Source organism: Herbiconiux sp. 320_LB (assembly GCF_059691755.1).
The window spans coordinates 23,363-46,078 of record NZ_JCAWAD010000001.1 but is presented as its reverse complement, the minus strand read 5'-3'; the positions used below and the strand labels follow the sequence as shown (position 1 = coordinate 46,078).

At 71.2% G+C, this 22,716-nt stretch carries 19 protein-coding genes; 5 read left to right on the top strand and 14 right to left on the bottom strand.

Annotated features, from left to right (window positions below; genetic code table 11):
- Nucleotides 1–3 precede the first annotated feature (3 nt).
- The 4 genes from AC59HU_RS00200 to rpsO all read right to left on the bottom strand — a co-directional run bounded on the left by AC59HU_RS00200 (nt 4) and on the right by rpsO (nt 3,558).
- Nucleotides 4–1,176 carry a type III polyketide synthase gene (locus tag AC59HU_RS00200; RefSeq protein ID WP_497221305.1) on the bottom strand — a complete coding sequence of 391 codons (1,173 nt, stop codon included), beginning with the start codon at nt 1,174–1,176 and terminating at the stop codon, nt 4–6.
- A 122-nt stretch (nt 1,177–1,298) separates the two neighbouring features.
- Nucleotides 1,299–1,937: an FMN reductase gene (locus tag AC59HU_RS00195; RefSeq protein ID WP_497221304.1), complete on the bottom strand. Its 639-nt coding sequence runs from the start codon at nt 1,935–1,937 to the stop codon at nt 1,299–1,301.
- A gap of 11 nt (nt 1,938–1,948) precedes the next feature.
- Complete coding sequence (locus AC59HU_RS00190) at nt 1,949–3,145, bottom strand: LLM class flavin-dependent oxidoreductase (RefSeq protein WP_497221303.1); 1,197 nt, start codon at nt 3,143–3,145, stop codon at nt 1,949–1,951.
- A 143-nt stretch (nt 3,146–3,288) separates the two neighbouring features.
- The gene (gene rpsO, locus AC59HU_RS00185; RefSeq protein ID WP_066038577.1) at nt 3,289–3,558 is read right to left on the bottom strand and encodes a 30S ribosomal protein S15; all 270 of its coding nucleotides are present in this window, start codon (nt 3,556–3,558) and stop codon (nt 3,289–3,291) included.
- 198 nt (nt 3,559–3,756) lie between these two features.
- Between rpsO and AC59HU_RS00180 the strand changes: the two genes are divergently transcribed.
- Together AC59HU_RS00180 and AC59HU_RS00175 are read left to right on the top strand one after the other, a co-directional pair.
- On the top strand, nt 3,757–4,815 hold the full coding sequence (locus tag AC59HU_RS00180; RefSeq protein ID WP_497221302.1) for an isopenicillin N synthase family dioxygenase: 1,059 nt from the start codon (nt 3,757–3,759) through the stop codon (nt 4,813–4,815).
- Nucleotides 4,812–6,128: an MFS transporter gene (locus tag AC59HU_RS00175; RefSeq protein ID WP_497221301.1), complete on the top strand. Its 1,317-nt coding sequence runs from the start codon at nt 4,812–4,814 to the stop codon at nt 6,126–6,128. Before AC59HU_RS00180 ends, AC59HU_RS00175 begins: the two co-directional genes overlap by 4 nt.
- A gap of 20 nt (nt 6,129–6,148) precedes the next feature.
- Here AC59HU_RS00175 and AC59HU_RS00170 read toward each other — a convergent pair whose 3' ends face one another.
- From AC59HU_RS00170 to fdhD, 4 genes are all read right to left on the bottom strand, one after another.
- The gene (locus tag AC59HU_RS00170) at nt 6,149–8,404 is read right to left on the bottom strand and encodes a HelD family protein (RefSeq protein WP_497221300.1); all 2,256 of its coding nucleotides are present in this window, start codon (nt 8,402–8,404) and stop codon (nt 6,149–6,151) included.
- 84 nt (nt 8,405–8,488) lie between these two features.
- Entirely contained in the window at nt 8,489–8,863 is a 375-nt protein-coding gene (locus AC59HU_RS00165) for an FKBP-type peptidyl-prolyl cis-trans isomerase (protein WP_497221299.1), read from the bottom strand.
- A gap of 73 nt (nt 8,864–8,936) precedes the next feature.
- Entirely contained in the window at nt 8,937–11,237 is a 2,301-nt protein-coding gene (locus AC59HU_RS00160) for an FdhF/YdeP family oxidoreductase (protein ID WP_497221298.1), read from the bottom strand.
- Nucleotides 11,234–12,196 carry a formate dehydrogenase accessory sulfurtransferase FdhD gene (gene fdhD, locus AC59HU_RS00155; protein WP_497221297.1) on the bottom strand — a complete coding sequence of 321 codons (963 nt, stop codon included), beginning with the start codon at nt 12,194–12,196 and terminating at the stop codon, nt 11,234–11,236. Before fdhD ends, AC59HU_RS00160 begins: the two co-directional genes overlap by 4 nt.
- Nucleotides 12,197–12,345: 149 nt before the next feature.
- Here fdhD and mobA point away from each other — a divergent pair, with 149 nt between their 5' ends.
- The 3 genes from mobA to AC59HU_RS00140 are packed head-to-tail and all read left to right on the top strand — an operon-like array spanning nt 12,346 to nt 15,093.
- A complete protein-coding gene (gene mobA, locus AC59HU_RS00150; RefSeq protein WP_497221296.1) occupies nt 12,346–13,074 on the top strand; it encodes a molybdenum cofactor guanylyltransferase in 729 nt (242 codons plus the stop codon).
- A gap of 40 nt (nt 13,075–13,114) precedes the next feature.
- Nucleotides 13,115–13,459 (top strand): DUF6457 domain-containing protein, encoded by a 345-nt coding sequence (locus AC59HU_RS00145; RefSeq protein ID WP_497221295.1) that lies wholly within the window; start codon nt 13,115–13,117, stop codon nt 13,457–13,459.
- Nucleotides 13,456–15,093, top strand: a complete 1,638-nt coding sequence (locus tag AC59HU_RS00140) for a molybdopterin molybdotransferase MoeA (protein WP_497221294.1) — start codon at nt 13,456–13,458, stop codon at nt 15,091–15,093. Before AC59HU_RS00145 ends, AC59HU_RS00140 begins: the two co-directional genes overlap by 4 nt.
- A gap of 46 nt (nt 15,094–15,139) precedes the next feature.
- Here AC59HU_RS00140 and AC59HU_RS00135 read toward each other — a convergent pair whose 3' ends face one another.
- The 6 genes from AC59HU_RS00135 to AC59HU_RS00110 form a co-directional block, all read right to left on the bottom strand.
- Nucleotides 15,140–16,582, bottom strand: coding sequence for a PrsW family intramembrane metalloprotease (locus AC59HU_RS00135; RefSeq protein WP_497221293.1), 1,443 nt, complete (start codon nt 16,580–16,582; stop codon nt 15,140–15,142).
- Nucleotides 16,583–16,679: 97 nt separating this feature from the next.
- Entirely contained in the window at nt 16,680–18,185 is a 1,506-nt protein-coding gene (locus tag AC59HU_RS00130) for an FAD-binding oxidoreductase (RefSeq protein WP_497221292.1), read from the bottom strand.
- 34 nt (nt 18,186–18,219) lie between these two features.
- Nucleotides 18,220–19,683, bottom strand: a complete 1,464-nt coding sequence (locus AC59HU_RS00125) for an aspartate ammonia-lyase (RefSeq protein ID WP_497221291.1) — start codon at nt 19,681–19,683, stop codon at nt 18,220–18,222.
- Nucleotides 19,684–19,728: 45 nt separating this feature from the next.
- Complete coding sequence (locus AC59HU_RS00120; RefSeq protein ID WP_497221290.1) at nt 19,729–21,132, bottom strand: aldehyde dehydrogenase family protein; 1,404 nt, start codon at nt 21,130–21,132, stop codon at nt 19,729–19,731.
- Between the two features lie 19 nt (nt 21,133–21,151).
- Nucleotides 21,152–21,388: a hypothetical protein gene (locus AC59HU_RS00115; protein ID WP_497221289.1), complete on the bottom strand. Its 237-nt coding sequence runs from the start codon at nt 21,386–21,388 to the stop codon at nt 21,152–21,154.
- The gene (locus AC59HU_RS00110; RefSeq protein WP_497221288.1) at nt 21,385–22,569 is read right to left on the bottom strand and encodes an inorganic phosphate transporter; all 1,185 of its coding nucleotides are present in this window, start codon (nt 22,567–22,569) and stop codon (nt 21,385–21,387) included. The genes AC59HU_RS00115 and AC59HU_RS00110 overlap by 4 nt, the downstream gene beginning before the upstream one ends.
- Nucleotides 22,570–22,716 lie beyond the last annotated feature (147 nt).

Here is a 22,716-nt window from a genome sequence, read left to right as displayed (position 1 = left end):
GGCTCAGGCCCCGACGCCCGACCGCACCGTCATCAGCCCCGTCTCCACGGTGAGCCCCGGGCCGAACGCCATCGCGCAGACCCGCTCGGGCCCCGTCGACGCGCCGCCCGAAGTCGCGGCCGTCGAGGACGCGCTCGTCTCCAGGATGTCCTTCAGCACGAACAGGATGGTGGCGCTGGACATGTTCCCGAACTCCCGGAGGACCCGCCGCGACGGCACCAGCTGCTCCTCGGAGAGCCCGAGCTTCGACTCGACCTTGTCCAGGATGCTCCGCCCGCCCGGGTGCACCGCCCAGTGCGCGATCGCCTCCGAGGGGGCACCGGCGAGCTCCGGCGCGCGCGCCAGCAGCGGCTCGAGCGCGCCGGTGATGTGCTCGTCGATGATCTTCGGCACGTAGGAGCTCAGCACCATCTCGAAGCCCTCGTCGCCGATCTTCCAGGCCATGTCCTGCTCGCCGACCGGGGTGAGCACGCTCTCGAACGCATCCAGGTCGAGCGTGGGCGTCGCGGATGCCGGCAGCGGGCGGGCCGTGACGATGGCGGCGGCCGCGCCGTCCGCGAACACCGAGGAGGCGACGATCTGATCGGACTCGTTCGAGGAGCGCACGTGCAGGGTGCACAGCTCCGCGCTGACGACCAGCACGACCGCATCCGGGTCGGACTCGCAGAACGACTTCGCCATCCGGAGCGCCGGGAACGCGGCGTAGCAGCCCATGAAGCCCACGTGGTAGCGGAGGGTGCTCGCGGCCAGGCCCAGCCGGCGCACGAGCACGTAGTCCGGGCCAGGGGCGAAGAAGCCGGTGCACGAGACCGTGACGACGTGGGTGATGTCGGAGGGTTCGAGTCCCGGCACCGCCGCCAGCGCCTTCCGGCCGGCCTCGACGTAGAGCTCGGTGGCCCGCTCGATGTACAGCTCGTTGCGCACCCCGGTCGAGGGGGCGAGCAGGCGGCCCGAGGCGAGGTCGAAGAAGGTCGGCTCCTCCGACTGGGTGTCGAGCGTCAGTTCGTCGATCACGGTGTACCGGGTGTCGATCCCGGAGCCGTCGAAGGAGGCCGAGACGAGCCGCGTGCCGAGCCGGGTCAGCCCGGGCTGCGAGGCGAACACGTCGCGCACCTGGTCCTGATGCAGGACGGTGGAGGGCACCGCGGTCTGGATGGTTCGCACGCTGACAGCCATAAGGCCCATGTAAGCACGATCGGCCGACGCCCGGGTCAGGCTCCGGAGTGTCGCGGCGGAGCTCACGGAAAAGGCCCCGCAGACCGGAGTCCGCGGGGCCCTTCGTCGAGGTGCCGGAGGCGTTACTGCGCGCCGTACCCGCCCACGGGGCTGAACCCCTCGAGCGCGTAGGGGTCGATCACTCGGCTGGAGCGGGTGGAGTGCTCCATCGCCCCGGCGAGTTCGCCGGCGGCGCGGCGGATGCGGTCCGGGAGTGCGGCGAAGCCGTCCTCCGTGGAGCCGTTGCCCCAGTCCTCCGCGGCGGCGAAGACGCTGGTCGGCATGACCGGCGCGCGCAGGTAGCTGAACAGCGGCCGCACCGCGTGGTCCAGCGCCAGCGAGTGCCGCGGGGTCCCGCCGGTCGCCGCGATCAGGGTCGGCAGCCCGGTCAGTGCGGTGTTGTCGATCACGTCGAAGAACGACTTGAACAGCCCGCTGTAGCTGGCGGTGAAGATCGGGGTGACCGCGATCAGTCCGTCGGCGTTCGCGACCGCGTCGATCGCATCCTGCAGCTTCGTGCTGGCGAAGCCCGTGACGAGGTTGTTGGTGATCTCCTGCGCGAGGTCGCGGAGGTCGATCGTGCGGAGCTCGACCGAGACCCCCCGGCCGTCGAGGTCGGAGACGGTCGCGTCCGAGAGACGGTCGGTGAGCAGGCGGGTGGACGAGGGCTGGCTGAGGCCGGCGGAGACGGCCACCAGCTGCAGGCGGATGGGATCGGTCATGACGATGCTCCTCAGAGTCCGAAGGCGGCACCGCTGCGGGCGGTGGTGGGGGTGGTGGAGCCGGCCGAGCGCGCGGCCTCCGCGGCGACGGCCGACTGGGCCTCGGCATCCTGGACCGCCTTGGCGGCGTTCCGGGCGGCCATGCGCTCGATCTCCGACTGGTGGGTCGGGCCGTCCGGCACGTGCGTGGGGCGCAGGGCGTCGAGCTCCTTGCGGAGGGTCGGCACGACGAGCTCGCCGAGCATGTCGAGCTGCTCGAGCACGGTCTTCAGCGGCAGGCCGGCGTGGTCCATCAGGAACAGCTGGCGCTGGTAGTCGCCGAAGGTCTCACGGAAGGTGAGGGTGCGGTCGATGACCTGCTGCGGGCTTCCCACGGTCAGCGGGGTCTGCTCGGTGAAGTCCTCCAGCGACGGCCCGTGTCCGTAGACCGGGGCGTTGTCGAAGTAGGGGCGGAACTGGTTCACCGCGTCCTGCGAGTTCTTCGCCATGAAGACCTGGCCGCCGAGTCCGACGAAGGCCTGGTCGGCCTTGCCGTGCCCGTAGTGCTCGAAGCGCTGGCGGTAGTAGTTGATCAGGCGCTGGAAGTGCTCCTTGGGCCAGAAGATGTGGTTAGCGAAGAAGCCGTCGCCGTAGTAGGCGGCCTGCTCGGCGATCTCGGGGCTGCGGATGCTGCCGTGCCAGACGAAGGGCGCGACGCCGTCCAGCGGGCGGGGCGTGGCGGTGAACCCCTGGAGCGGCGTGCGGAACTGCCCCTCCCAGTCGACGACGTCCTCGTCCCAGAGGCGACGCAGCAGGGCGTAGTTCTCGATCGCCAGCGGGATGCCCTGGCGGATGTCCTTGCCGAACCACGGGTAGACCGGGCCGGTGTTGCCGCGGCCCATCATCAGGTCGACGCGGCCGTCGGCCACGTGCTGGAGCATCGCGTAGTCCTCGGCGATCTTCACGGGGTCGTTCGTGGTGATCAGGGTGGTCGCGGTCGAGAGCAGGAGCTTCTCGGTCTTGGCTGCGACGTACCCGAGCATGGTGGTGGGGCTCGAGGGCACGAAGGGCTCGTTGTGGTGCTCACCGAGGGCGAAGACGTCCAGGCCCACTTCCTCGGCCTTCTGCGCGATGGTGAGGATCGCCTTGATGCGCTCGTTCTCGGTGGGGGTGGTGTTGTTCGTCGGGTCGGTCGTGACGTCTCCGACGGTGAAGATTCCGAACTGCATGTCGACCTCTCAAGTCGCGCTTCCAACTTCATGCATTTGCATGAACATTGACTCCAACCTACCACCCCGCCGTTCTATTCCCGCGCACGAAAAAGGCCGCCACCCCGCAGGGTGACGGCCTTCTCGAAGCCAGGGAGACGCGACTAGCGACGCAGGCCCAAACGCTCGATGAGCGAACGGTAGCGGTCGATGTCGATGTCCTGGAGGTAGCCGAGGAGGCGACGACGCTGGCCCACGAGCAGCAGCAGACCACGACGCGAGTGGTGGTCGTGCTTGTGCTCCTTGAGGTGCTCGGTGAGATCCTTGATGCGACGGGTCATCATTGCGACCTGCACTTCGGGGGATCCGGTGTCACCGGGGTGGGTTGCGTACTCTTCGATGATCGCCTTCTTGACGTCTGCTTCGAGTGCCATAGATGGGATCCCCTTTCTCTCGTTGCGCGGTGCCTGCCAGCCCGATGCTGAGGCTCTCTTTATCCGCGGCCGTTCGAACGGCAACCTGTAGAGACTACCAGAAACACGGCCGTAACAATTCGACCGGGGAATCGACTCCGAAGCGGGAACACGCCAGAGTTGTCCGGTGTTGGTAGATCGCGGAACGGATACAGACATATGACACTCGACGCACTCAGCACCGCCACTCTCCCGGTGCTCGACCTCTCCCGTCTGAACGACGGCGACACCGAAGCGGAGGCCTTCCGCATCGACCTCCGGGAGGCCACGCACGACTACGGCTTCTTCTACCTCACCGGGCACGGGGTGCCCCACGAGCTGATCGAGCGGGTGATGGCGGTCTCGCGCCGGTTCTTCGACCTCCCCGAGGCCGACAAGCTCGCGATCGAGAACCTGAAGAGTCCGCACTTCCGTGGCTACACCCGGGTCGGCGGCGAGCTCACCCAGGGCAAGGTCGACTGGCGCGAGCAGATCGACATCGGCACCGAGCGCGAGCCGGTCGAGCGCACCGAGGGCACGCCGGACTACCTGCGCCTCGAGGGTCCGAACCAGTGGCCGGCCGCTCTGCCCGAGCTGCAGCAGACCGTCGCCGAGTGGTACGACGAGCTCAGCCGGGTCAGCCTCACGCTGCTGCGCGCCTGGGCCGTCTCGCTCGGCGCTCCCGAGGACGTGTTCGACGCCGCCTTCGCCGAGCGGCCCTCGACCCTGATCAAGATCGTGCGCTACCCCGGCAAGAGCGACCCCGAGCCCAAGCAGGGCGTCGGCGCCCACAAGGACAGCGGTGTGCTGACCCTGCTGCTGGTCGAGCCCGGCAAGGGCGGACTTCAGGTGGAGAAGGACGGCGAGTGGATCGACGCTCCCCCGCTGGAGGACGCCTTCGTGGTGAACATCGGCGAGCTGCTCGAGGTCGCGACCGACGGCTACCTCAAGGCGACCGTGCACCGGGTGATCTCGCCCCGGATCGGCGACGACCGCATCTCGATCCCCTTCTTCTACTCCCCCGCGCTGGACGCGACGATCCCGGTCCTGACCCTTCCCGCCGAGCTCGCGGCCGAGGCCCACGGCATCACCGTCGACCCGGGCAACCCGATCTTCGGCACCTACGGCGAGAACGCGCTGAAGAGCCGGCTCCGGGCGCACCCGGACGTCGCGGCCCTCCACCACTCGGACCTCGTGGAGAAGAACGCGGCCGCCGCCGCCCAGAACAGCCGGGCGTGAGCTCGGACGAACCTGTTCGGCGCCGGAGCCACTTCGCCGATCTGACCCCGCTCCGGGCGTCCCCGGCGTTCGCGCGCCTCTGGGCCGGTCAGGCGATCTCGGGCATCGGCAGCCAGATGACGATCGTCGCGGTGGGCCTGGACATCTACCGGCTCACCTCGTCGACCGTCGCGGTCTCCGGCGTCGCGCTGTTCGCGCTGCTGCCGATGATCGTGGCGGGGCTGTACGGCGGGATGCTCGCCGACGCCTTCGACCGGAGGAAGGTCGCGCTGATCGCGGCGATCGTCGCCTGGGGCTCCACCGCCACGCTCGCGGCCTTGGCCTGGTCGGGCGCCGACAGCCTGATCGCGCTGTACGCGCTCGCGACCGTGAACGCCGTCGCGGCCACGGTCATCCAGACCACCCGCTCGGCGATCTACCCGCGCATCCTCCCCCGCGAGCTACTGCCGGCCGCTGCCGCCCTGAACGGCATCACGATCGGCGTGATGGTGACCGTCGGGCCCGCGCTCGCCGGCGTGCTCGTCGCGACCGTCGGCTTCGGCTGGACCTACTCGGTCGACGTGATCCTGTTCGTCTCGGCCTTCGTGGGCATCCTGGGCCTGCCGAAGATCCTGCCCGAGGGCGAGATCCACCGCCCGGGGCTGGAGTCGTTGCGGCAGGGCTTCGCGTTCCTCCGGCGCGCCCCGAACATCCGCGCCTCGTTCCTGATCGACATCGCCGCGATGACCTTCGGCCAGCCGCGCGTGCTGTACCCCGCGATCGGTGTGCTGGTGCTCGGGGGCGGGCCGATCACGGTCGGCATCCTCACCGCCGCGTTCGCGGTCGGCTCCATGCTCGCGAGCATCTTCTCCGGGCGACTCGGCCACGTCCGCTGGCAGGGCAGGGCGATCGCCCGCGCGGTGCAGTCGTACGGGGTGTTCATCGCGCTCTTCGGGGTCGTGACCCTGGCCGCGGCCCTGAGCGGCACGCCAGCCTCGGAGGAACTCGCCGACGCGAACTGGGTCGCCCTGGTGCTCGCCTCGCTCGCCCTCACCGGCGCCGGCGCCTCGGACGAGGTGAGCGCGATCTTCCGCTCGACCATGCTGCAGACCGCCGTGCCCGACAACATGCGGGGGCGCCTGCAGGGCGTCTTCACCGTCGTCGTCACCGGGGGGCCGCGCGTGGGCGACCTCTACGTCGGCGCGCTCTCGGTCTTCGCCGCCCTGTGGTTCCCGCCGCTGCTCGGCGGCATCGTGATCGTCGCCGCGGCCGCCGTCATCCTGCGCTTCGTGCACAGCTTCCGCGCCTACGACGCGCACGACCCGCAGCCCTAGGCCCAGCCCGAGCTTTAGGCTCAGGCCTCGGCTTCGGCGGCCAGGCCCTCCGGCGCGGTCTCGCCCGGCGCCAGCACCAGCTCGAGCCGCTGGGTCGACCGCGTCATCGCCACGTACAGAGCGGATGCGCCGCGCGTGCTCTCGCGCACCACGCCGGCCGGGCTCGCCACGACGACCGAGTCGAACTCCAGACCCTTCGCGTCGGCGGGGGCGAGCAGCGCGATCGGGCGCGACAGCCCCTGCACTCCGACCCCGACCCGGTCGCCGAAGGCTTCGGCGAACACCCCGGTGAGCGCGGCCAGCCGCGACGACGGGACGATGACCGCGGTAGTGCCGCCGGACTCCTCCATCTCGTCGGCCAGCGCGACCACCTGGTCGGCGAACTCGGACTCGGATGCGGTGGGCAGCGCCCGGACCGGCCACTCGGTGGTGCGCACCGAGCGGGATCGGGTGACCTCGAGACCGGAGGCGACCGCGACGCGTTCGGCCGCAGCCACGATCTGCGAGGGGGTGCGGTAGTTGACCGTGAGCTCCTCGAGCCGCCAGTTCTCGCCGATCAGGGGCGACAGGGTCGCCTCCCAGCTGGTGGTGGAGGCAGCGGAGCTGGCCTGGGCCACGTCACCGACGATGGTGAAGGAGCGCAACGGCGACTTCCGCAGCAGCACCCGCCACTGCATCGGCGAGAGCTCCTGCGCCTCGTCGACCACGATGTGCCCGTAGGTCCAGCTGCGGTCGGACGCGGCGCGCTCGGCCGTGGTCAGCGCGAGGGTCTGCTCGGCGAAACCGGCGACGACCGACTCGGCCGAGACCTGGCCGGCTACATCCATGTTGCGGATCGCGTTCTTGGCGTTCTCGAGATCGCGCTTGCGCTGGGCTTTCTCCTCGCGGCGCTTGGCCGCGTCGCCGGCGTCGTACTCGCCGAGCAGCTCGGCCGCCTCGTCGAGCAGGGGCACGTCGGAGACCGTGAAGGCCGCACCGCGCTCGCGGCGGAGGAGTTCGCGCTTGGCCTTGGACCAGTGCCCGGTGATCGAGGCGAGCCACTGGGGCCGGGCGTAGAGATCCTCGATCAGCTTCTCGGGCGTGAGCGGGATCCAGGCCGTGTTGAGCGCGACACGCACGTCGTAGGCGGTGCGGATGTCTTCACGCAGGTAGGCGAGGTCGGCGTCGTCGACCGTGCTCCCGCGCCGGCGCAGCTGGTCGGCGAGCTGACGGGTCAGCTGGCCGAGCACCGACTTGACGAAGGAGACCCGGCCCTCGTTGTAGGGCTTGCCCGACTCGCGGGCCCGGGTCATCGCATCCTGGATCACCGACGGCTGGAGCACGAGCTTCTCGCCGTTGATCTCGAGCACCTGATCGGCCTCGGGCACGCGCTGCCGCGAGCGGACGGCGCGGCGGACCAGTGCGGCCATCTCGGCCGAGCCCTTGAGCGCGGCGACGGCTGGGGTGTCTTCGGCGGTGACGTCGAGCCCGGGATAGAGCTGGCCGAGGCTCGAGAGCACGACGCCGGTCTCGCCGAGGCTCGGCAGCACGGCGTTGATGTACTGGAGGAAGGCGCGGCTGGGGCCCACGACGAGCACGCCGCTGGAGCCGAGTCGCTCGCGGTGGGTGTACAGCAGGTAGGCGGCGCGGTGCAGTGCGACCGCCGTCTTGCCGGTGCCCGGGCCGCCCTGCACCACGAGCACGCCGGAGAGCTCGGAGCGGATCACGCGATCCTGCTCGGCCTGGATGGTGGAGACGATGTCGTGCATCTGGCCGGTGCGCTGCGCCGACAGCGCGGCGAGCAGCGCGCCCTCGCCCTGGAGCTGGGTGCCCTCCTCGTCGAGGAGGGTGCTGTCGAAGACCTCGTCCTCGATCCGCACCACGTCGCGGCCCCGAGTCGTCAGGTGCCGCCGGGCCCGCGCGCCGAGCGGCGTCGCCGCCGTGGCCTGGTAGAAGGCCCGCGCCTGGGGCGCCCGCCAGTCGAGCAGCAGGGGTTCGAGGTTCTCGTCACGGAGCCCGATGCGGCCGATGTACCGCAGGTCGGAGCCGTCGGCATCCGGATCGACGAGCTCGAGCCGCCCGAACGCCAGCCGCTCGCCGACCTCGCGCAGCTGCGCGATCCGGTCTTCGTAGACCCGGGCGAAGGCGTCGCGCTCGGACCGCGACTGGTGGTTGCCGCCGACGCTCTCCCGCCGGACGGCGGCCAGCTCGGCCTCGGCCTCGGCACGCAGCCGATCCAGGCGGGCGTACAGCCCCGCCACGTACTCGCGCTCGCGCGCCAGCTCTGTCTCCGCCACGGCACCTCCCCGGAATCCGGCAAGTAATTCTACTCGCCGGAATCCGGCCGGAGGTGACGCGCGGGTGATCCCTGGGAGAACGCCCTACGGGACGTCGATCAGGTCGATCACGAAGATCAGGGTCTTGCCGGCCAGGAAGTGGCCGCTGCCCTCGGGGCCGTAGGCCAGGTGCGGCGGGATGGTGAGCTTGCGGCGCCCGCCGGCCTTCATGCCGGGGATGCCCTCCTGCCAGCCGGCGATCAGGCCGTTCAGCGGGAAGCTGATCGTCTCGCCGCGGCCCCAGGAGGAGTCGAACTCGTCGCCCGTCTCGTACTCGACGCCGAGGTAGTGCACCTCGACGGTGGCGCCGGGGGTCGCCTCCTTGCCGGTTCCCTCGACGAGGTCGACGATCTCGAGGGTGGTCGGGGCCGGGCCCTCGGGGAAGTCGATCTCGGGCTTGGTCGAAGTGTCTTCTGTCATGACTCCATCCAATCCCACCCGCGTGCCGAGGTCAAAACCCCGCGTGCCGAGGTCACGACCCCGCGTGCCGGGGTCAGGACACCGTCTGCGAGGCCTCGAGCCGCACGACGATCGCCTTTGAGACCGGGGTGTTCGACCCGATCGCCGTGCTCTCCAGCGGCACCAGCACGTTGGCCTCGGGGAAGTACGCGGCGGCGCACCCCTTCGCGGTCGGGTAAGCGACGACCCGGAGGCCGCGGAGCACCCGGTCGGGCTCGTCCTTCCACTCGCTGAAGACGTCCACCCGGTCGCCGTCGGCGAAGCCGAGCTCGACTAGGTCGAGGGGGTTCACGAAGACGACGTCGCGGCCCTTCTTGATGCCGCGGTAGCGGTCGTTCAGCGCGTAGATCGTGGTGTTGAACTGGTCGTGCGAGCGCAGGGTCTGCAGCAGCAGGCGGCCCTCAGGGCGCTCGACCGGCTCCAGCTCGTTCACCGTCAGCTTCGCCTTGCCGATGTCGTTGGTGAAGGTGCGGGAGTCGCGCGGGCCGTTGGGGAGGTGGAAGCCGTTCTCCTGACGCACCTTGCGGTTGTAGTCCTCGCATCCGGGCACCACGCGGGCGATGTGCTCGCGGATGATGTCGTAGTCGTTCTCGAAACCGGCCCAGTCGATGCCGTAGCGGTCACCCAGGGTCGCGGCGGCGAGGCGGGCGATGATCGCGGTCTCGGAGAGCAGCGTGGGGGCGACCGGCTCCACGCGACCGTGCGAGGCGTGCACCAGCGAGACCGAGTCCTCGACCGTGACGAACTGGTCGCCGGAGGCCTGGTGGTCGATCTCGGTGCGGCCGAGTGTGGGCAGGATCATCGCCGCGGCGCCGGTGACCGCGTGCGAGCGGTTCAGCTTGGTCGAGACCTGCACGGTGAGGTCGGTGCCGCGCATCGCGCGCTCGGCGAAGGCGGTGTCGGAGATCGCGCCGACGAAGTTGCCGCCGAGGGCGAACCAGACCTTGATCTCGCCGCGTTCCATCGCGCGCATCCCCTTCACCGCATCCACACCGTGGGCGCGCGGGGGCTCGAAGGAGAACTCGGCGCCGAGCGAGTCGAGGAAGGAGTCGGACATCTGCTCCCAGATGCCCATCGTGCGGTTGCCCTGCACGTTGCTGTGCCCGCGGATGGGCGAGGGCCCGGCGCCGGGCTTGCCGATGTTGCCACGGAGCAGGAGGAGGTTGGCGATCTCCTTGATCGTGTCGACGCTCTTGCGGTGCTGGGTGATGCCCATGGCCCAGGTGATGATCACGCGGTCGGCGGCGAGGTAGCGGTCGGCCATCTCGTCGATCTCGGCCGAGGTCAGACCGGTGGCCTCGAGCACCTCGGCCTCGTCGAGCTGGGCGAGGTGGGCGGTGAGCTCTTCGAGGCCCACGCAGTGCTCGGCGAGGAAGTCATGGTCGAGCACCGTGCCGGGGTTGCGGGCCTCGGCCTCGAGCACGCGCTTGGAGACGGCCTGGAGGAGGGCCATGTCGCCACCGAGCCGCACCTGGAGGAACTGGTCGGCGATCTTGGTGCCCTCGCCCACCACGCCGCGGGGGCGCTGGGGGTTCTTGAACCGCAGCAGCCCGGCCTCGGGCAGCGGGTTCACGGCGATGATCTTCGTGCCCTTGCGCTTGGCGTCCTCGAGCGCGGTGAGCATGCGGGGGTGGTTCGTGCCCGGGTTCTGGCCCATCACGATGATGAGCTCCGTGCGCTCGAAGTCGTCGTAGACGACGGTCGACTTGCCCACGCCGATGACGTCGCTCAGGGCGTTGCCGGTGGACTCGTGGCACATGTTCGAGCAGTCGGGCATGTTGTTCGTGCCGAAGGCGCGCACGAACAACTGATAGATGAAGGAGACCTCGTTGGAGGCGCGGCCGCTGGTGTAGAAGGCGGCCTGGTCGGGCGAGTCGAGGCCGTTCAGGGTGTCGGCGAGCAGGCGGAAGGCCTCGTCCCACTCGATCGGCACGTAGTGGTCGCCGCCGGCGGGCTTGTAGACCGGGCGGGTGAGCCGACCCTGCATACCGAGCCAGTACTCGCTCTTCTCGGCCAGGTCGGTGACCGAGTGCTCGGCCCAGAACGTGTCGGGCACGGTGACGGGCGTGGCCTCCCAGGTGACGGCCTTGGCGCCGTTCTCGCAGAACTCGAGGTGCTTGCGCTTGTCCGGGTCGGGCCAGGCGCAGCTCATGCAGTCGAAGCCCTCCTTCTGGTTGATCGCCGTGAAGAGCTTGGCGCTGCGCAGGGGGCCGAGGTCGAGAAGGGCCGGCTCGACCGAGTGGGTGATCGCCGGGATGCCGGTGGCCCAGGTCTCGGGATGCGTGACCGTGGGGTTCGAGGCGTCGGGGTCGTCGACGGGGGGCTTGCGGGTCATCGGGATCCTGCTTCCACGGGGGCGGGGGTTCTGGTGTGGTGGGGTTCGGTGGTCGGGGCCTCGGGGCTCGGGGCTTCGGTGGTCGCGGCTGCGGTGTTCGCGACCTCGGCGGTCGGGGCCTCGGCTCGCACGCGCTCGGAGCCGGTGTAGATCACCATCGAGTCGCCCCTCAAGAAGCCGATCAGGGTCATCCGGAGTTCGGCGGCCAGCTCGGCCGCGAGCGAGGAGGGGGCCGAGACGGCGGCGAGGATCGGGATGCCGGCCATCGAGGCCTTCTGGGTGAGTTCGAAGCTCGCCCGGCCCGAGACCATCAGCACGGTGTGCCGGAGCGGGAGGAGCCCCTCTTTCAGTGCCCAGCCGATGACCTTGTCGACGGCGTTGTGCCGACCGACGTCTTCGCGCAGCACCAGGAGTTCGCCGGTGCCGGCGTCGAACAGGCCGGCCGCGTGGAGGCCGCCGGTCTTCTCGAAGACGTCCTGCCCGGCCCGGAGCGCGTCGGGGAAGGTGATCAGCAGCGCCGGGTCGATCGTGCCGAGGTCGTCGCGCACCTCGTAGGCCGAGAGGGTGCGCACGGCGTCGATGCTGGCCTTGCCGCAGAGCCCGCACGAGCTCGTGGTGTAGAAGTTGCGCTCGAGGCTCGGGTCGGGCTTGGGCACACCGGGGGCCAGGGTGACGTCGAGCACGTTGAAGGTGTTGCCGTCGACGCCGGCGTTGCCCTCGGCGCTGACGCAGTAGCGGGCGGCGGCGAAGTCGTCGGCCGACCGGATGATCCCCTCGGAGACGAGGAAGCCGGCGGCCAGATCGACGTCGTGGCCGGGTGTGCGCATCGTGATGGCGAGCGACGTGCCTCCGACGCGGATCTCGAGCGGTTCTTCGGCGGCGAGGTAGTCTTCGCGTATCGTGCGCGACCCGCCCACGGTGAGGCGGGTGACCCGGCGTCGTGCAGTGATTCTGCCCATGCTTGAAGGTCTACCACCTCGACCTGATCGGAGGACAGCGACTCGTGGCGGACATCGCGGATCAGGGTGGCCCCGGTGGTGCCACGTCGGGTGCTGCCGGCCCCGGTGGGTTCGGATTCGGGTCTGCGTCGGCGTCCGGGTCTGCGTCGGTGCCTGCGTTCACGTTCGACGCCGTCGTGCTGGCGGGCGGGCGGGCGTCGCGGTTGGGCGGGCGCGACAAGCCGCTGCTCGAGCGGGACGGGCGCTCGCTGCTCGGCCGAACGGTGGATGCGCTCCGCCGCGCGGGTGCGCACCGCATCGTGGCTGTGCGGTCGCCCGTCGCAGGTCTCGGCACGGATGTCGTCTTCGCCCGGGAGTCGCCGACCTTCGCGGGTCCGGCGGCCGCGACCGCCGCCGGGATCGGCGCGCTCGACGCCCTCGACGGTCTCGACGGTCTCGGGGCGACCGGGTCGTTCTGCTTCGTCGTCGCATCCGATCTGCCCGCCGTCGACCTGGCGGTCTCGGCGCTCGCCGCAGCCGCCACCGCCGCGACGGGCGGTTCTGCAGATGGCTGGATCGGAGTCGACGAGGACGGGAGGCGCCAGCAGCTCCTCGTGCTGGTGCGCACTGACGCCCTCCGCCGCGCGATCGCGGAGAACGGTGGCGCGGAGGGTCTGGTCGACCAGTCGATGTGGCGCCTCCTGGCCGACCTCGAGCTCACCGAGGTCCCGCTCCCGGCCGAGGCGGTCTCCGACATCGACACGCCCGAGGCCGCCACCCGCTTCGGCTACTCCGACCCCGCCTCCTCCGTCCTCCCGGCCGCCCCGGTGCCTCCAGCGGGGCCGTCCGCTGACCGCCCGACAAATGCGGGACGCGGAACGCCCGCCACCGGGGCATGATCGAGCACAGCACCACCCCGACGACGAGAACGGAGCCCCGATGACCACGAACGACACCCCCGCGGCCGAGCAGCGCGACCCGCAGACCAAGCTGGTCGAGTGGACGGCGGCTCTGCTCGACGGCCTCGGCCTCGATCCCTCCGACGTGGACATCGATGCCGTGCTGGCGCTCGCCGGTCGGGCGGCGCACGCGGTCGTGCGTCCGGCAGCCCCCGTCACGACCTTCGCGGTGGGGTACGCCGCGGGCCTGATCCTCGGTGCCGGGATGCACGACGACGGCGGCGGATCCGAGCGCGTCGACAAGACGGTCGCCTTCGCCACCGTCGAGCGCCGTGCCGACGCCCTGTTGCAGGAGTACGCGGCCCGCCGCGCCGCCGGCGAATGACCCATCCCTCCGCCGCCTCTTCTTGGCCGGACGCCCGCACCCGAGCCCACGCTGCAGGCGTCGCCGCCGGGCTGGCGCCGGTCGAGGTGACGCTCGTGGAGGCGGCGGGTCGGGTGCTGGCGGCGGACGTGGTCGCGCCGAGCGACATCCCCCACTACGCCTCCTCGGCCATGGACGGCTGGGCCGTCGCAGGTCGCCCGCCCTGGCGCCTCATCTCCGACGGCCCTCGAACCGGCAGTGCAACCGCCGCACCGCTCGCCCCCGGTGAGGCTTGTCGCGTAGCGACCGGTCAGATCGTCCCGGCCGGCGCCACCGCAGTCCTCCGCAGCGAGCGAGCCTCCGAGTCCCCCACCCCGAACCCGCTCGAATCGCGGGTCGCTTCCGCAGACGAAGTGACGTCGAGCGACGAACGGTGGGTCGTACCCGCTGCAGACGCGGATGACGGCGAGTGGGCGGACGGCAAGCACATCCGGCGAGCGGGGACCGAGGCGGGTGCGGGCGAAGTCCTGGTTGCGGCCGGCGCTCGGCTGAACCCGGCCCAGCTGGCGCTGGCGGCCGCCTGCGGGCTCGACGCTGTGTCCGTTCTCGCGCATCCGACGGTCGCTCTCGTGCTCACCGGCGACGAGGTCGTCACTTCCGGCACCCCCGGACCGGGCCAGGTGCGGGACAGCTTCGGGCCCAGCCTGCCTCCCCTGCTGCGGCTGCTCGGCGCGGCGCCCGTCGCCGAACTCCGCCTCGGCGACGACTACGCCCGCACCCGCGCGGTCTTCGCAGCCGCGCCCGCCGCCCCCGCCGGTGAGAGCGGAACTACCCGCACGGTCGTCGCGGACGGTCCCGTCGGCACCCACGGTCAGGATGATGGAGTGGACACCGACGCTCTGTCCGCGCCCGCCGGAACCGAGGTCAGGGATGAAGGCGGACACGCCGGCGGCGTCATCCTGGGCACGCCCGCTGGAACCGACGGTGAGAACGTGAGCGGACAGGCCGGCGCGGCCTTCGGGGGCGCGATCGACTTCGGCGCTCGGGACGGCGGGCACCGAGGGGACGGGGGCGGGCTGCCGTGGACGTCGGTGATCGTGACGACGGGGGGCACCGGCGGGTCGGCGGTGGATCATGTTCGGCAGGCGCTCGTGGACGCGGGCGCGGAGTTCGTGGTCGACCGGGTCGCCGTGCGGCCCGGCGGGCCCACCTCGCTCGCGCGACTGCCCGACGGGCGGCTGGTGCTGCTGCTGCCGGGGAACCCGCTCGCCGCCATGGTCGGGCTGCTGCTCGTGGGCGCGCCCGCGATCGCCGGCCTGGCGGGTGTGCCGCTCGCCGAACCCGGCCGCATCCGCCTCGCCGAGGAGCGGGACGCGCGCCCGACCACCCGGCCCAGCGCCTTCGTCACCCCCTACCGTCTGAGCGACGGCCGAGCCGTGCCGACGGCGTGGACCGGCTCTGCGATGCTGCGCGGCCTGGCCGAAGCCGACGGCCTCGTCATCCTCGAGTCGTCGGCCTCGCTCACGCCGACCACGCAACACGCCGACGGCTCGACGATGCCCCCGTCCGACGCCTCGACGAAGCCCGCACCCGACGGTGGCGACGAGGAGTGCCCTGCACTGCCGCTCCCCTGGCTCAACGCCCCGCCCGTCTGACCCACCTCGATCCGCACACGCGGGGTGGAGGCGGAACAGGCGCGGGTCAGCGCGGGCGGGGGGTGGCTGCAGCGGCCAGGGCGAGGCGGTCGTGCTGGAGGGACGCCAGGAGGTGGGCCTCGTCGGCGGCGTAGGCGGGGGCAGGACGGCCGGTGACCAGGCGCTGGCGGGCGAAGGCCAGACGGGTGGCGTCGCGGATGAACGCGCGCATCGCCGGGCGTCCGTCGCCGGGCAGCGTGCGGGCCCAGCGCTGCGCCTGGCGCCTCGCCGCCCCCGACGAGAGCATCTCGACCTCGGCGGCAGTGAACCAGCCGGCCTGCGCGTACTCGATCAGGCGGGCACGGGTCAGCGACCGCTCGGCCTTGCGCAGCAGCACCACGAAGACCACCGCCAGCACGAACAACGGCACCTGCACCACGAGGTACAGCAGGAAGAACCCGCCCAGGCCCTCGGCGAGGTAGGTCGAACCGTTCCACAGCGCGTGCAGCCCGATCGCCAGGGCGAGGCCCACGACGAACAGGCCCACGCCCGCCAGCCGGCTTCGCCGCCGCACGGCGAACCCGAGCGCCACCCCCGTGCACGCGGTGAACATCACATGCGCGAACGGCGACAGTATGCCCCGGAGCACGAAGGTGAACCCGAGCCCGACCCCGCCCGACTCGACCAGCGCCTGGCCGAAATAGAGGATGTTCTCGGTGAACGCGAACCCGGCCGCCACGGTCGCACCGTAGACCAGCCCGTCGACGGGACCGTCGAACTGCCGCCGCAGCACGAGCAGCAGGATGAGGACACCCAGTGCCTTCGCGCTCTCCTCGACGATCGGCGCCTGCACCACCGAGCCGAGCACCTCGCCCGCTCCGGCCGGATCCCCGGCGGCCGCCCCCGCCGCCAACTCGAAGCCGAGGTCGACGATCAGCGCGATCGCGACGGCCGCCGCCGCACCCCAGAGCAACGCGAACCAGAGCGCGGGCCGCGGCTCGGGCTCCCACCGGTCGATCAGCGTGATCGCGGTGACGACGACCGCCAGCGGGATGAGCGCGAGCAACCCGCAGACGACGAACGCCACCGGGCCGAGCGCGAGCGCCAGGAAGGCCGCGACGAGGAGGAACAGCAGCCCGAGCAGGATGAGCCCCACGATCGCGAGCACCGCGGCCGCCGTGCTGGTGCGCGGCGCCGGCCCGGGCGGCACCACCTGAGTCTGCGGCTGCCCGCCCGGCATCGGCTGCGTGCCGCGCTGCGGCTGCGCGCCCGGCATCGACTGGGCGGCGGGGAACGCCTGCGGCTGCACGTCCGGGAGCGCCTGCGGCTGCACGCCGGGCAGCGGCTGCACGCTCGGGAATGCCTGCGGCTGCGCGTTCGGTAGCACCTGCGGCTGAGAGCCCGGCTGCGGCTGCGCATTCTGGAAGACCTGCGGCTGCGTGCTCGGCATCGGCTGCGACTGCGGCTGCGCCCCGGCCGTCGGCACCGCCGCAACTTCAGCCGCCGGCACCGCCGCAACCTCAGCCGCCGCCCTGGGCCGCGGTTCGAACATCGTCACGAGCAATCCTCGCCTTCCTGTCGGCGCCAGCGTAGCCGACCGCCGGGTCTCAGAACACCTTGCCCGGGTTCATCAGCCCCTGGGGGTCGAAGACTGCCTTGATCCCCTGCTGCAGCCGCACCTGCTCGTCGCCGAGCTCCGCAGCGAGCCAGCGCCGCTTGAGCACCCCGACCCCGTGCTCACCGGTCAGGGTACCGCCCAGCCGCATCCCGGCCCTAAACACCTCGTCGGCCGCCGCCCACACCCGCTCGGGCACCGCACCCGCCTCGGTCGTCCCGACCCCGCTCGCACCAGCCCCGGCCGCGCCCGCCCCGCTCGCGCCAGTCCCGGTCGAGCCGACCCCGGACCCGCCCGCGGCCGCAGCACTTGCCGGCCCGACACCCCCCGCAGAGCCCCCCACCCCAGGAGGCAGGATGAAGTTCGGATGCAGATTCCCGTCCCCCGCATGCGCGATCGTCGGGATGAGCACCCCGTACTCCGCCCCGATCCGCTCGATCTCGGCGAACATCGCCGCCAGCTGCGACCGCGGCACGCAGATGTCCTCGATCAGCATCTCGCCCTGATCGGCGAAAGCCGGGTGCATGCTCCGCCGGAACTGCAGCAGCCGCTCCCCCTCGTCGCGATCGTCGGTCGACTGCACCGCCAGCGCCCCCGCGGCCGTCAAGACCGCCCCGATCGCCTCGGCCTCGGCCGCCGCGCCCGGTCCGTCGGTCTGCAGCAGCAGGTAGGTCGCCCCCGGCGCCGCCGGCGTCTCGCCGAGCAGTCGGGCCACCGCCGCGACCGAGAGTGGGTCCATCAGCTCCATCAGGGCGGGCCGGATGCGCGCGGCCGTCACCGCGGTGCAGGCCGCGGCAGCGGTGGTCACGTCGGCGAAGAAGGCTCCGATCGTGTGCACTGCCCCGGCGGGGATCGGGCGGATGCGCACGGTTGCCGCGACGATGACCCCCAGCGTGCCCTCCGACCCGGTGAGCAGCGCCGTCAGATCGAACCCGGTCACGCCCTTCGCGGTGCGCCGGCCGGTGTGCAGCAGCGTGCCGTCGGCGAGCACCACGCTGAGCCCCAGCACGGCCTCGCGGGTGACGCCGTACTTCGCGCAGAGCAGGCCGCCCGCGTTCGTCGCGATGTTGCCGCCGATGCTCGAGATCGCCTTCGACGCCGGGTCGGGCGAGTAGACGTAACCGTGGGGCGCCAACGCGTCAGAGAGGTGCTGGTTGATGACGCCGGGCTCGACGACCGCAAGCTCGTCCTCGAGAGAGATCTCGAGGATCCGGTTCATCGAGGCCACGCCCAGCACGATGCTGCCGGGGGTCGCGGTCGCGCCGCCGGCGAGACCGGTGCCGGCGCCGCGGGGCACGATCGGGATGCCGTGCCGTGCCGCGATCCGCACCGCGGCCTGCACGTCCTCCACCGAGCCGGCGTCCACAAACGCGATCGCACCGCCCTCGGACCACCAGCCGGACTTGTCGGTACGCAGCCGGTCGAGCACGGCGGGGTCGATGCTGACCCGGTCGCCCAGCGCCCCACGGAGCTCGGCGACGGCCTCGGAAGTCGTCATCCCCCGATTCTACGGAGCCCCGCCGACACCGCCCTCAGCTCTCGACGGCGTCGACCTCGATCACCGGGATCGCCTGCGTGATCGCCTCGATGCCCGACAGCCGCGCCGGCGACAGCAGCTTCGTCACCCGCTCCCGGCTCATCAGACCGGCCTCCACCACGAGGTCGGCGATGTTCCGGTGCGTCAGCAGCGCGGTCTTCGCCAGCGCCGACGAGGCCGCGTACCCGATGTACGGGGTGAGGGCGGTGACCACGCCGACCGAGGTCGACACCATCGTGTCGAGGCGGTCGAGGTTCGCGGTGATCCCGTCGACACAGTTGACCCGCAGGGTGCGCCAGCCGCCCGTCATCCAGGCCAGGCTCTGCAGCAGCGAGTGCGCGATCACCGGCTCGAAGGCGTTGAGCTGCAGCTGCCCGCCCTCGGCCGCCATCGTGACCGTCACGTCGGCCCCGGCGACGGAGAAGGCGACCTGGTTGACCACCTCGGGGATGACCGGGTTGACCTTGCCCGGCATGATGCTCGAGCCCGCCTGGCGCGGCGGGAGGTTGATCTCGCCGAGCCCGGCCTGGGGCCCGGAGGAGAGCAGGCGCAGGTCGTTGCAGATCTTCGACAGCTTGATCGCCGAGCGCTTGAGCACCCCGGAGAGCGTCATGAACACACCCGCGTCGCTGGTGGCCTCGACCAGGTCGGCGGCGGTGACGTGCTGGAACCCGGTCAGCTCGCGCAGGTGCCGGCAGACCGTGGCCGCGTACGCGGGATCGGCCGTGATCCCGGTGCCGATGGCCGTGGCCCCGAGGTTGATCTCCCAGAGCAGGGGCAGGGTGTGCCGCATCCGCTCGAGGTCTTCGGTGAGGGTCGTCGCGAAGCCGTGGAACTCCTGGCCCAGGGTCATCGGCACGGCATCCTGCAACTGGGTGCGGCCGACCTTGAGCACGTGGGCGAACTCGTGCCCCTTGGCGCCGAACGCGTCGCGCAGCAGCGCGTGCTCGGCCATCAGCCGTTCGAGCGAGAAGCAGAGGGCGAGCTTGACCGCGGTCGGGTAGACGTCATTCGTGCTCTGGCTGCGGTTAACGTCGTCGAGCGGGTGCAGCACGTCGTAGGAGCCCTGCGGGTAGCCGTGCTCGACCAGTGCGACGTTCGCGATGACCTCGTTCGCGTTCATGTTCGTCGAGGTCCCGGCCCCGCCCTGGATCACCCCGACCACGAACTGGTCGTGGAACTCCCCGTTACGGATGCGCTGGCAGGCCTCGTCGATCCAGTCGGCCTTCCGCGGGTCGAGCACGCCGATCTCGCGGTTGGCCCGGGCGGCCGCCTGCTTCACAATCGCGAGGGCGTCGACCAGGTCGGGATAGACCGAGATCGGCCGCCGGCTGATCGGGAAGTTCTCCATCGCCCGAGCCGTGTGGATGCCCCAGAAGGCGTCCTTCGGGATCTCGATGCTGCCGAGGCTGTCGGTTTCGGTACGGGTGGCCGTCGTGGGTGTCACGGTTCGCTCCATTGCTGTGTCGTGTCGCTTGTGGCTGGACGGCAACGACTCTACCGCTCAGCTCAGCCTTCGGAGCAGACCCCGGATGAAGCCGTCCTTCTTCTCGGTGAAGGGCGGGTACACGAGCTTCAGCGTGTCGGGCACCAGACGCTTGGTCAGCACCGACTTCTCGTGGCTGAAGGTCTCGATGCTGCGCCGCCCGTGGTAGTTGCCCATCCCGCTCTCGCCCACGCCGCCGAAGGGCAGTCCGGGCACGCTGAGGTGGGCGACGGGCACGCCGAAGCCGACCGCCCCCGACGAGGTCTCGGTCAAGATGCGCCGGGCCGTGGTCTTCGAGTTCGTGAACGCGTACAGCGCCAACGGCTTATCGCCCGAGCGGATGAACCCGATCGCGTCGTCGAGGCCCGTCACGTGCACGATCGGCAGCAGCGGACCGAAGATCTCCTGCTGCATCACCGGCGCGTCACGGTCGACGTCGGCGAGGATGGTCGGCGCGAGGTAGCGCGTGCGCTCGTCGGCGCGGCCACCGGTGAGCACCGTCTGGCCCTCGAGGAGCCCGCTGAGCCGGCTGAACTGCTTGTCGTTGACGATCCGGCCGTAGCTCGAGCTCGACCGCGGGTCGCCGTCGTAGAGCTCGGCGATCGCATCGACCAGGTGGGGCACCAGCGCGTCGGCGACCGCGCGGGTGGCGAGCAGGTAGTCCGGCGCCACGCAGGTCTGACCGGCGTTCATGAACTTGCCCCAGGCGATCCGGCGGGCCGTCGTGGCGAGGTCGACCGTGTCGTCGACGTAGACCGGCGACTTGCCGCCGAGCTCGAGCGTGACCGGGGTGAGGTGCTTGGCCGCCGCGGTCATGACGATCCGGCCCACGGTGCCGTTGCCGGTGTAGAAGATGTGGTCGAACTTCTCGGCGAGCAGCTCGGTCGTGATCTCCACGCCACCCTCCACCACGGTCACAGCACGGCTGTCGAGGTACTGCGGCACGAGCTCGGCCATCAGCGCCGAGGTCGCCGGGGCCAGCTCGCTGGGCTTCAGCAGCACCGCGTTGCCGGCGGCGAGGGCGCCGGCGACCGGGGCGAGCAGCAGTTGCAGCGGGTAGTTCCACGGCGCGATCACCAGCACGACGCCGAGCGGCTCGAGCATCGTCGACGCGGTCGCGGGGGCGATGGCGAGCGGCACCCGCACCCGGCGGGGCCGGAGCCAGGTCTTCAGGTGCGCCAGGGTGTACTCGATCTCGGAGAGCACGATGCCGATCTCGGTCAGCTGCGCCTCGGCCGGGTTCTTGCCGAGGTCGGCGAACAGGGCGTCCTCGAACTCCGCCGAACGCTCCACGAGCATCCGTCTCAGGGCCTGGAGCTGCTGGGTGCGCCAGCGCAGCGAGCAGGTGAGGCCGGAGTCGAACGCGGCGCGGAGCACCGGCACGACGGGACTGCTGGGAACGGTGGGCGACTCGAGCGTCATGACCACATCGTAGGAGTGCTCAGCCGTGCAGGAAAGGCACGATCAGGTAGATCCCGTAGAGCACGGCGCAGGTGCTCAGGGCGAAGCAGGTGAAGGCGAGCACCGTGGCGTAGCTGGGCCGCACCGGCTCGCCGCTCTGCGGATCGGGCCGGGTCAGACCGTGGAAGCGCAGCCCGAACGAGTACAGGCTCACCACCACGGCGGTCGCCACGAGCGAGGCCAGTGCGACGACGACGAACGCGCCCCAGTCGATCATGAGGTCGCCTTCCGCTTGCGGCGCGTGGCCTTCGGGCTCCGCACGGCGCCGCCGGCCGCGTCGACCTCGCTGATGGCGTTGTTCGAGTCGACGCGATTGCGCCGGGAGAGCAGGAAGATCGTGACGATCACGCCGAGGCCGACGATCAGGTCGATCAGGATGCCCACCGGGCCGATCCGGGCGATCAGCGCGGCCAGGGCGCCGACGATCGCCGAGGCGGGGAGCGTCATCGCCCAGCCGAGCGCGATCCGCCCCGCGGTGCGCCAGCGGACGGACGCGCCCCTCCGCCCCAGACCCGACCCGATCACCGAGCCGGAGGCGACCTGCGTGGTCGAGAGGGCGAAGCCGAGGTGGCTCGAGGCGAGGATCGTGGCGGCGGTGCTGGTCTCGGCCGCGAAGCCCTGCGCCGGCTTGACCTCGGTGAGGCCGGCCCCGAGGGTGCGGATGATCCGCCAGCCGCCCATGTAAGTGCCGAGCGCGATCGCGAGGGCGCAGGCGACGATGACCCAGAGCTCCGGCCCGCTGCCCGAGCTCTGGATGCCCGCGGCGATGAAGGTGAGCGTGATCACGCCCATGGTCTTCTGCGCGTCGTTGGTGCCGTGGGCCAGCGCCACGAGCGAGGAGGAGAAGATCTGGCCGTAGCGGAACCGCCCGCGCACGCCGGACTGCGAGCTGGAGGCGGGCATCCGGGTGATGGCGTAGGCGAGGCGGGTCGCCACGAAGGCGACGAGCCCGGCGACGACCGGAGCCACCAGGGCCGGCAGCACGACCTTGCTGACCAGCACCGAGTAGTCGACGACCCCGAAGCCGGCGCCGACCACGGCCGCACCGATCAGCCCGCCGAACAGGGCGTGGGAGGAGCTGGAGGGCAGGCCGTAGAGCCAGGTCACCAGGTTCCAGACGATCGCGCCGATCAGCCCGGCGAAGATCATCTCGGGCAGGATCTGCACCCCGCCGTCGCCCTCTCGGATCAGGCCGCCCGAGATGGTCTTGGCCACCTCGGTGCTGAGGAACGCGCCGACCAGGTTGAGGCCGGCGGCGAGGGCCACGGCGACCTTGGGCTTCAGCGCACCCGTCGCGATGGGGGTCGCCATCGCGTTGGCGGTGTCGTGGAACCCGTTGGTGAAGTCGAAGAACAGGGCCAGGGCGATGACCAGGACGACGATGAGAACGGGGTCCACCGGCTGCGTTCTCCAGACTGCGTCACGGGTTCGGCGCGCGTTCCGGATGTTCACGGGATGTTCACGCGCGTCGGGTGGCCGACCGGCCGTGACGATACTCGCACCCGCTCCGGTCGAGGTCAACTCGACCGGCGTCCTACGCTGGAG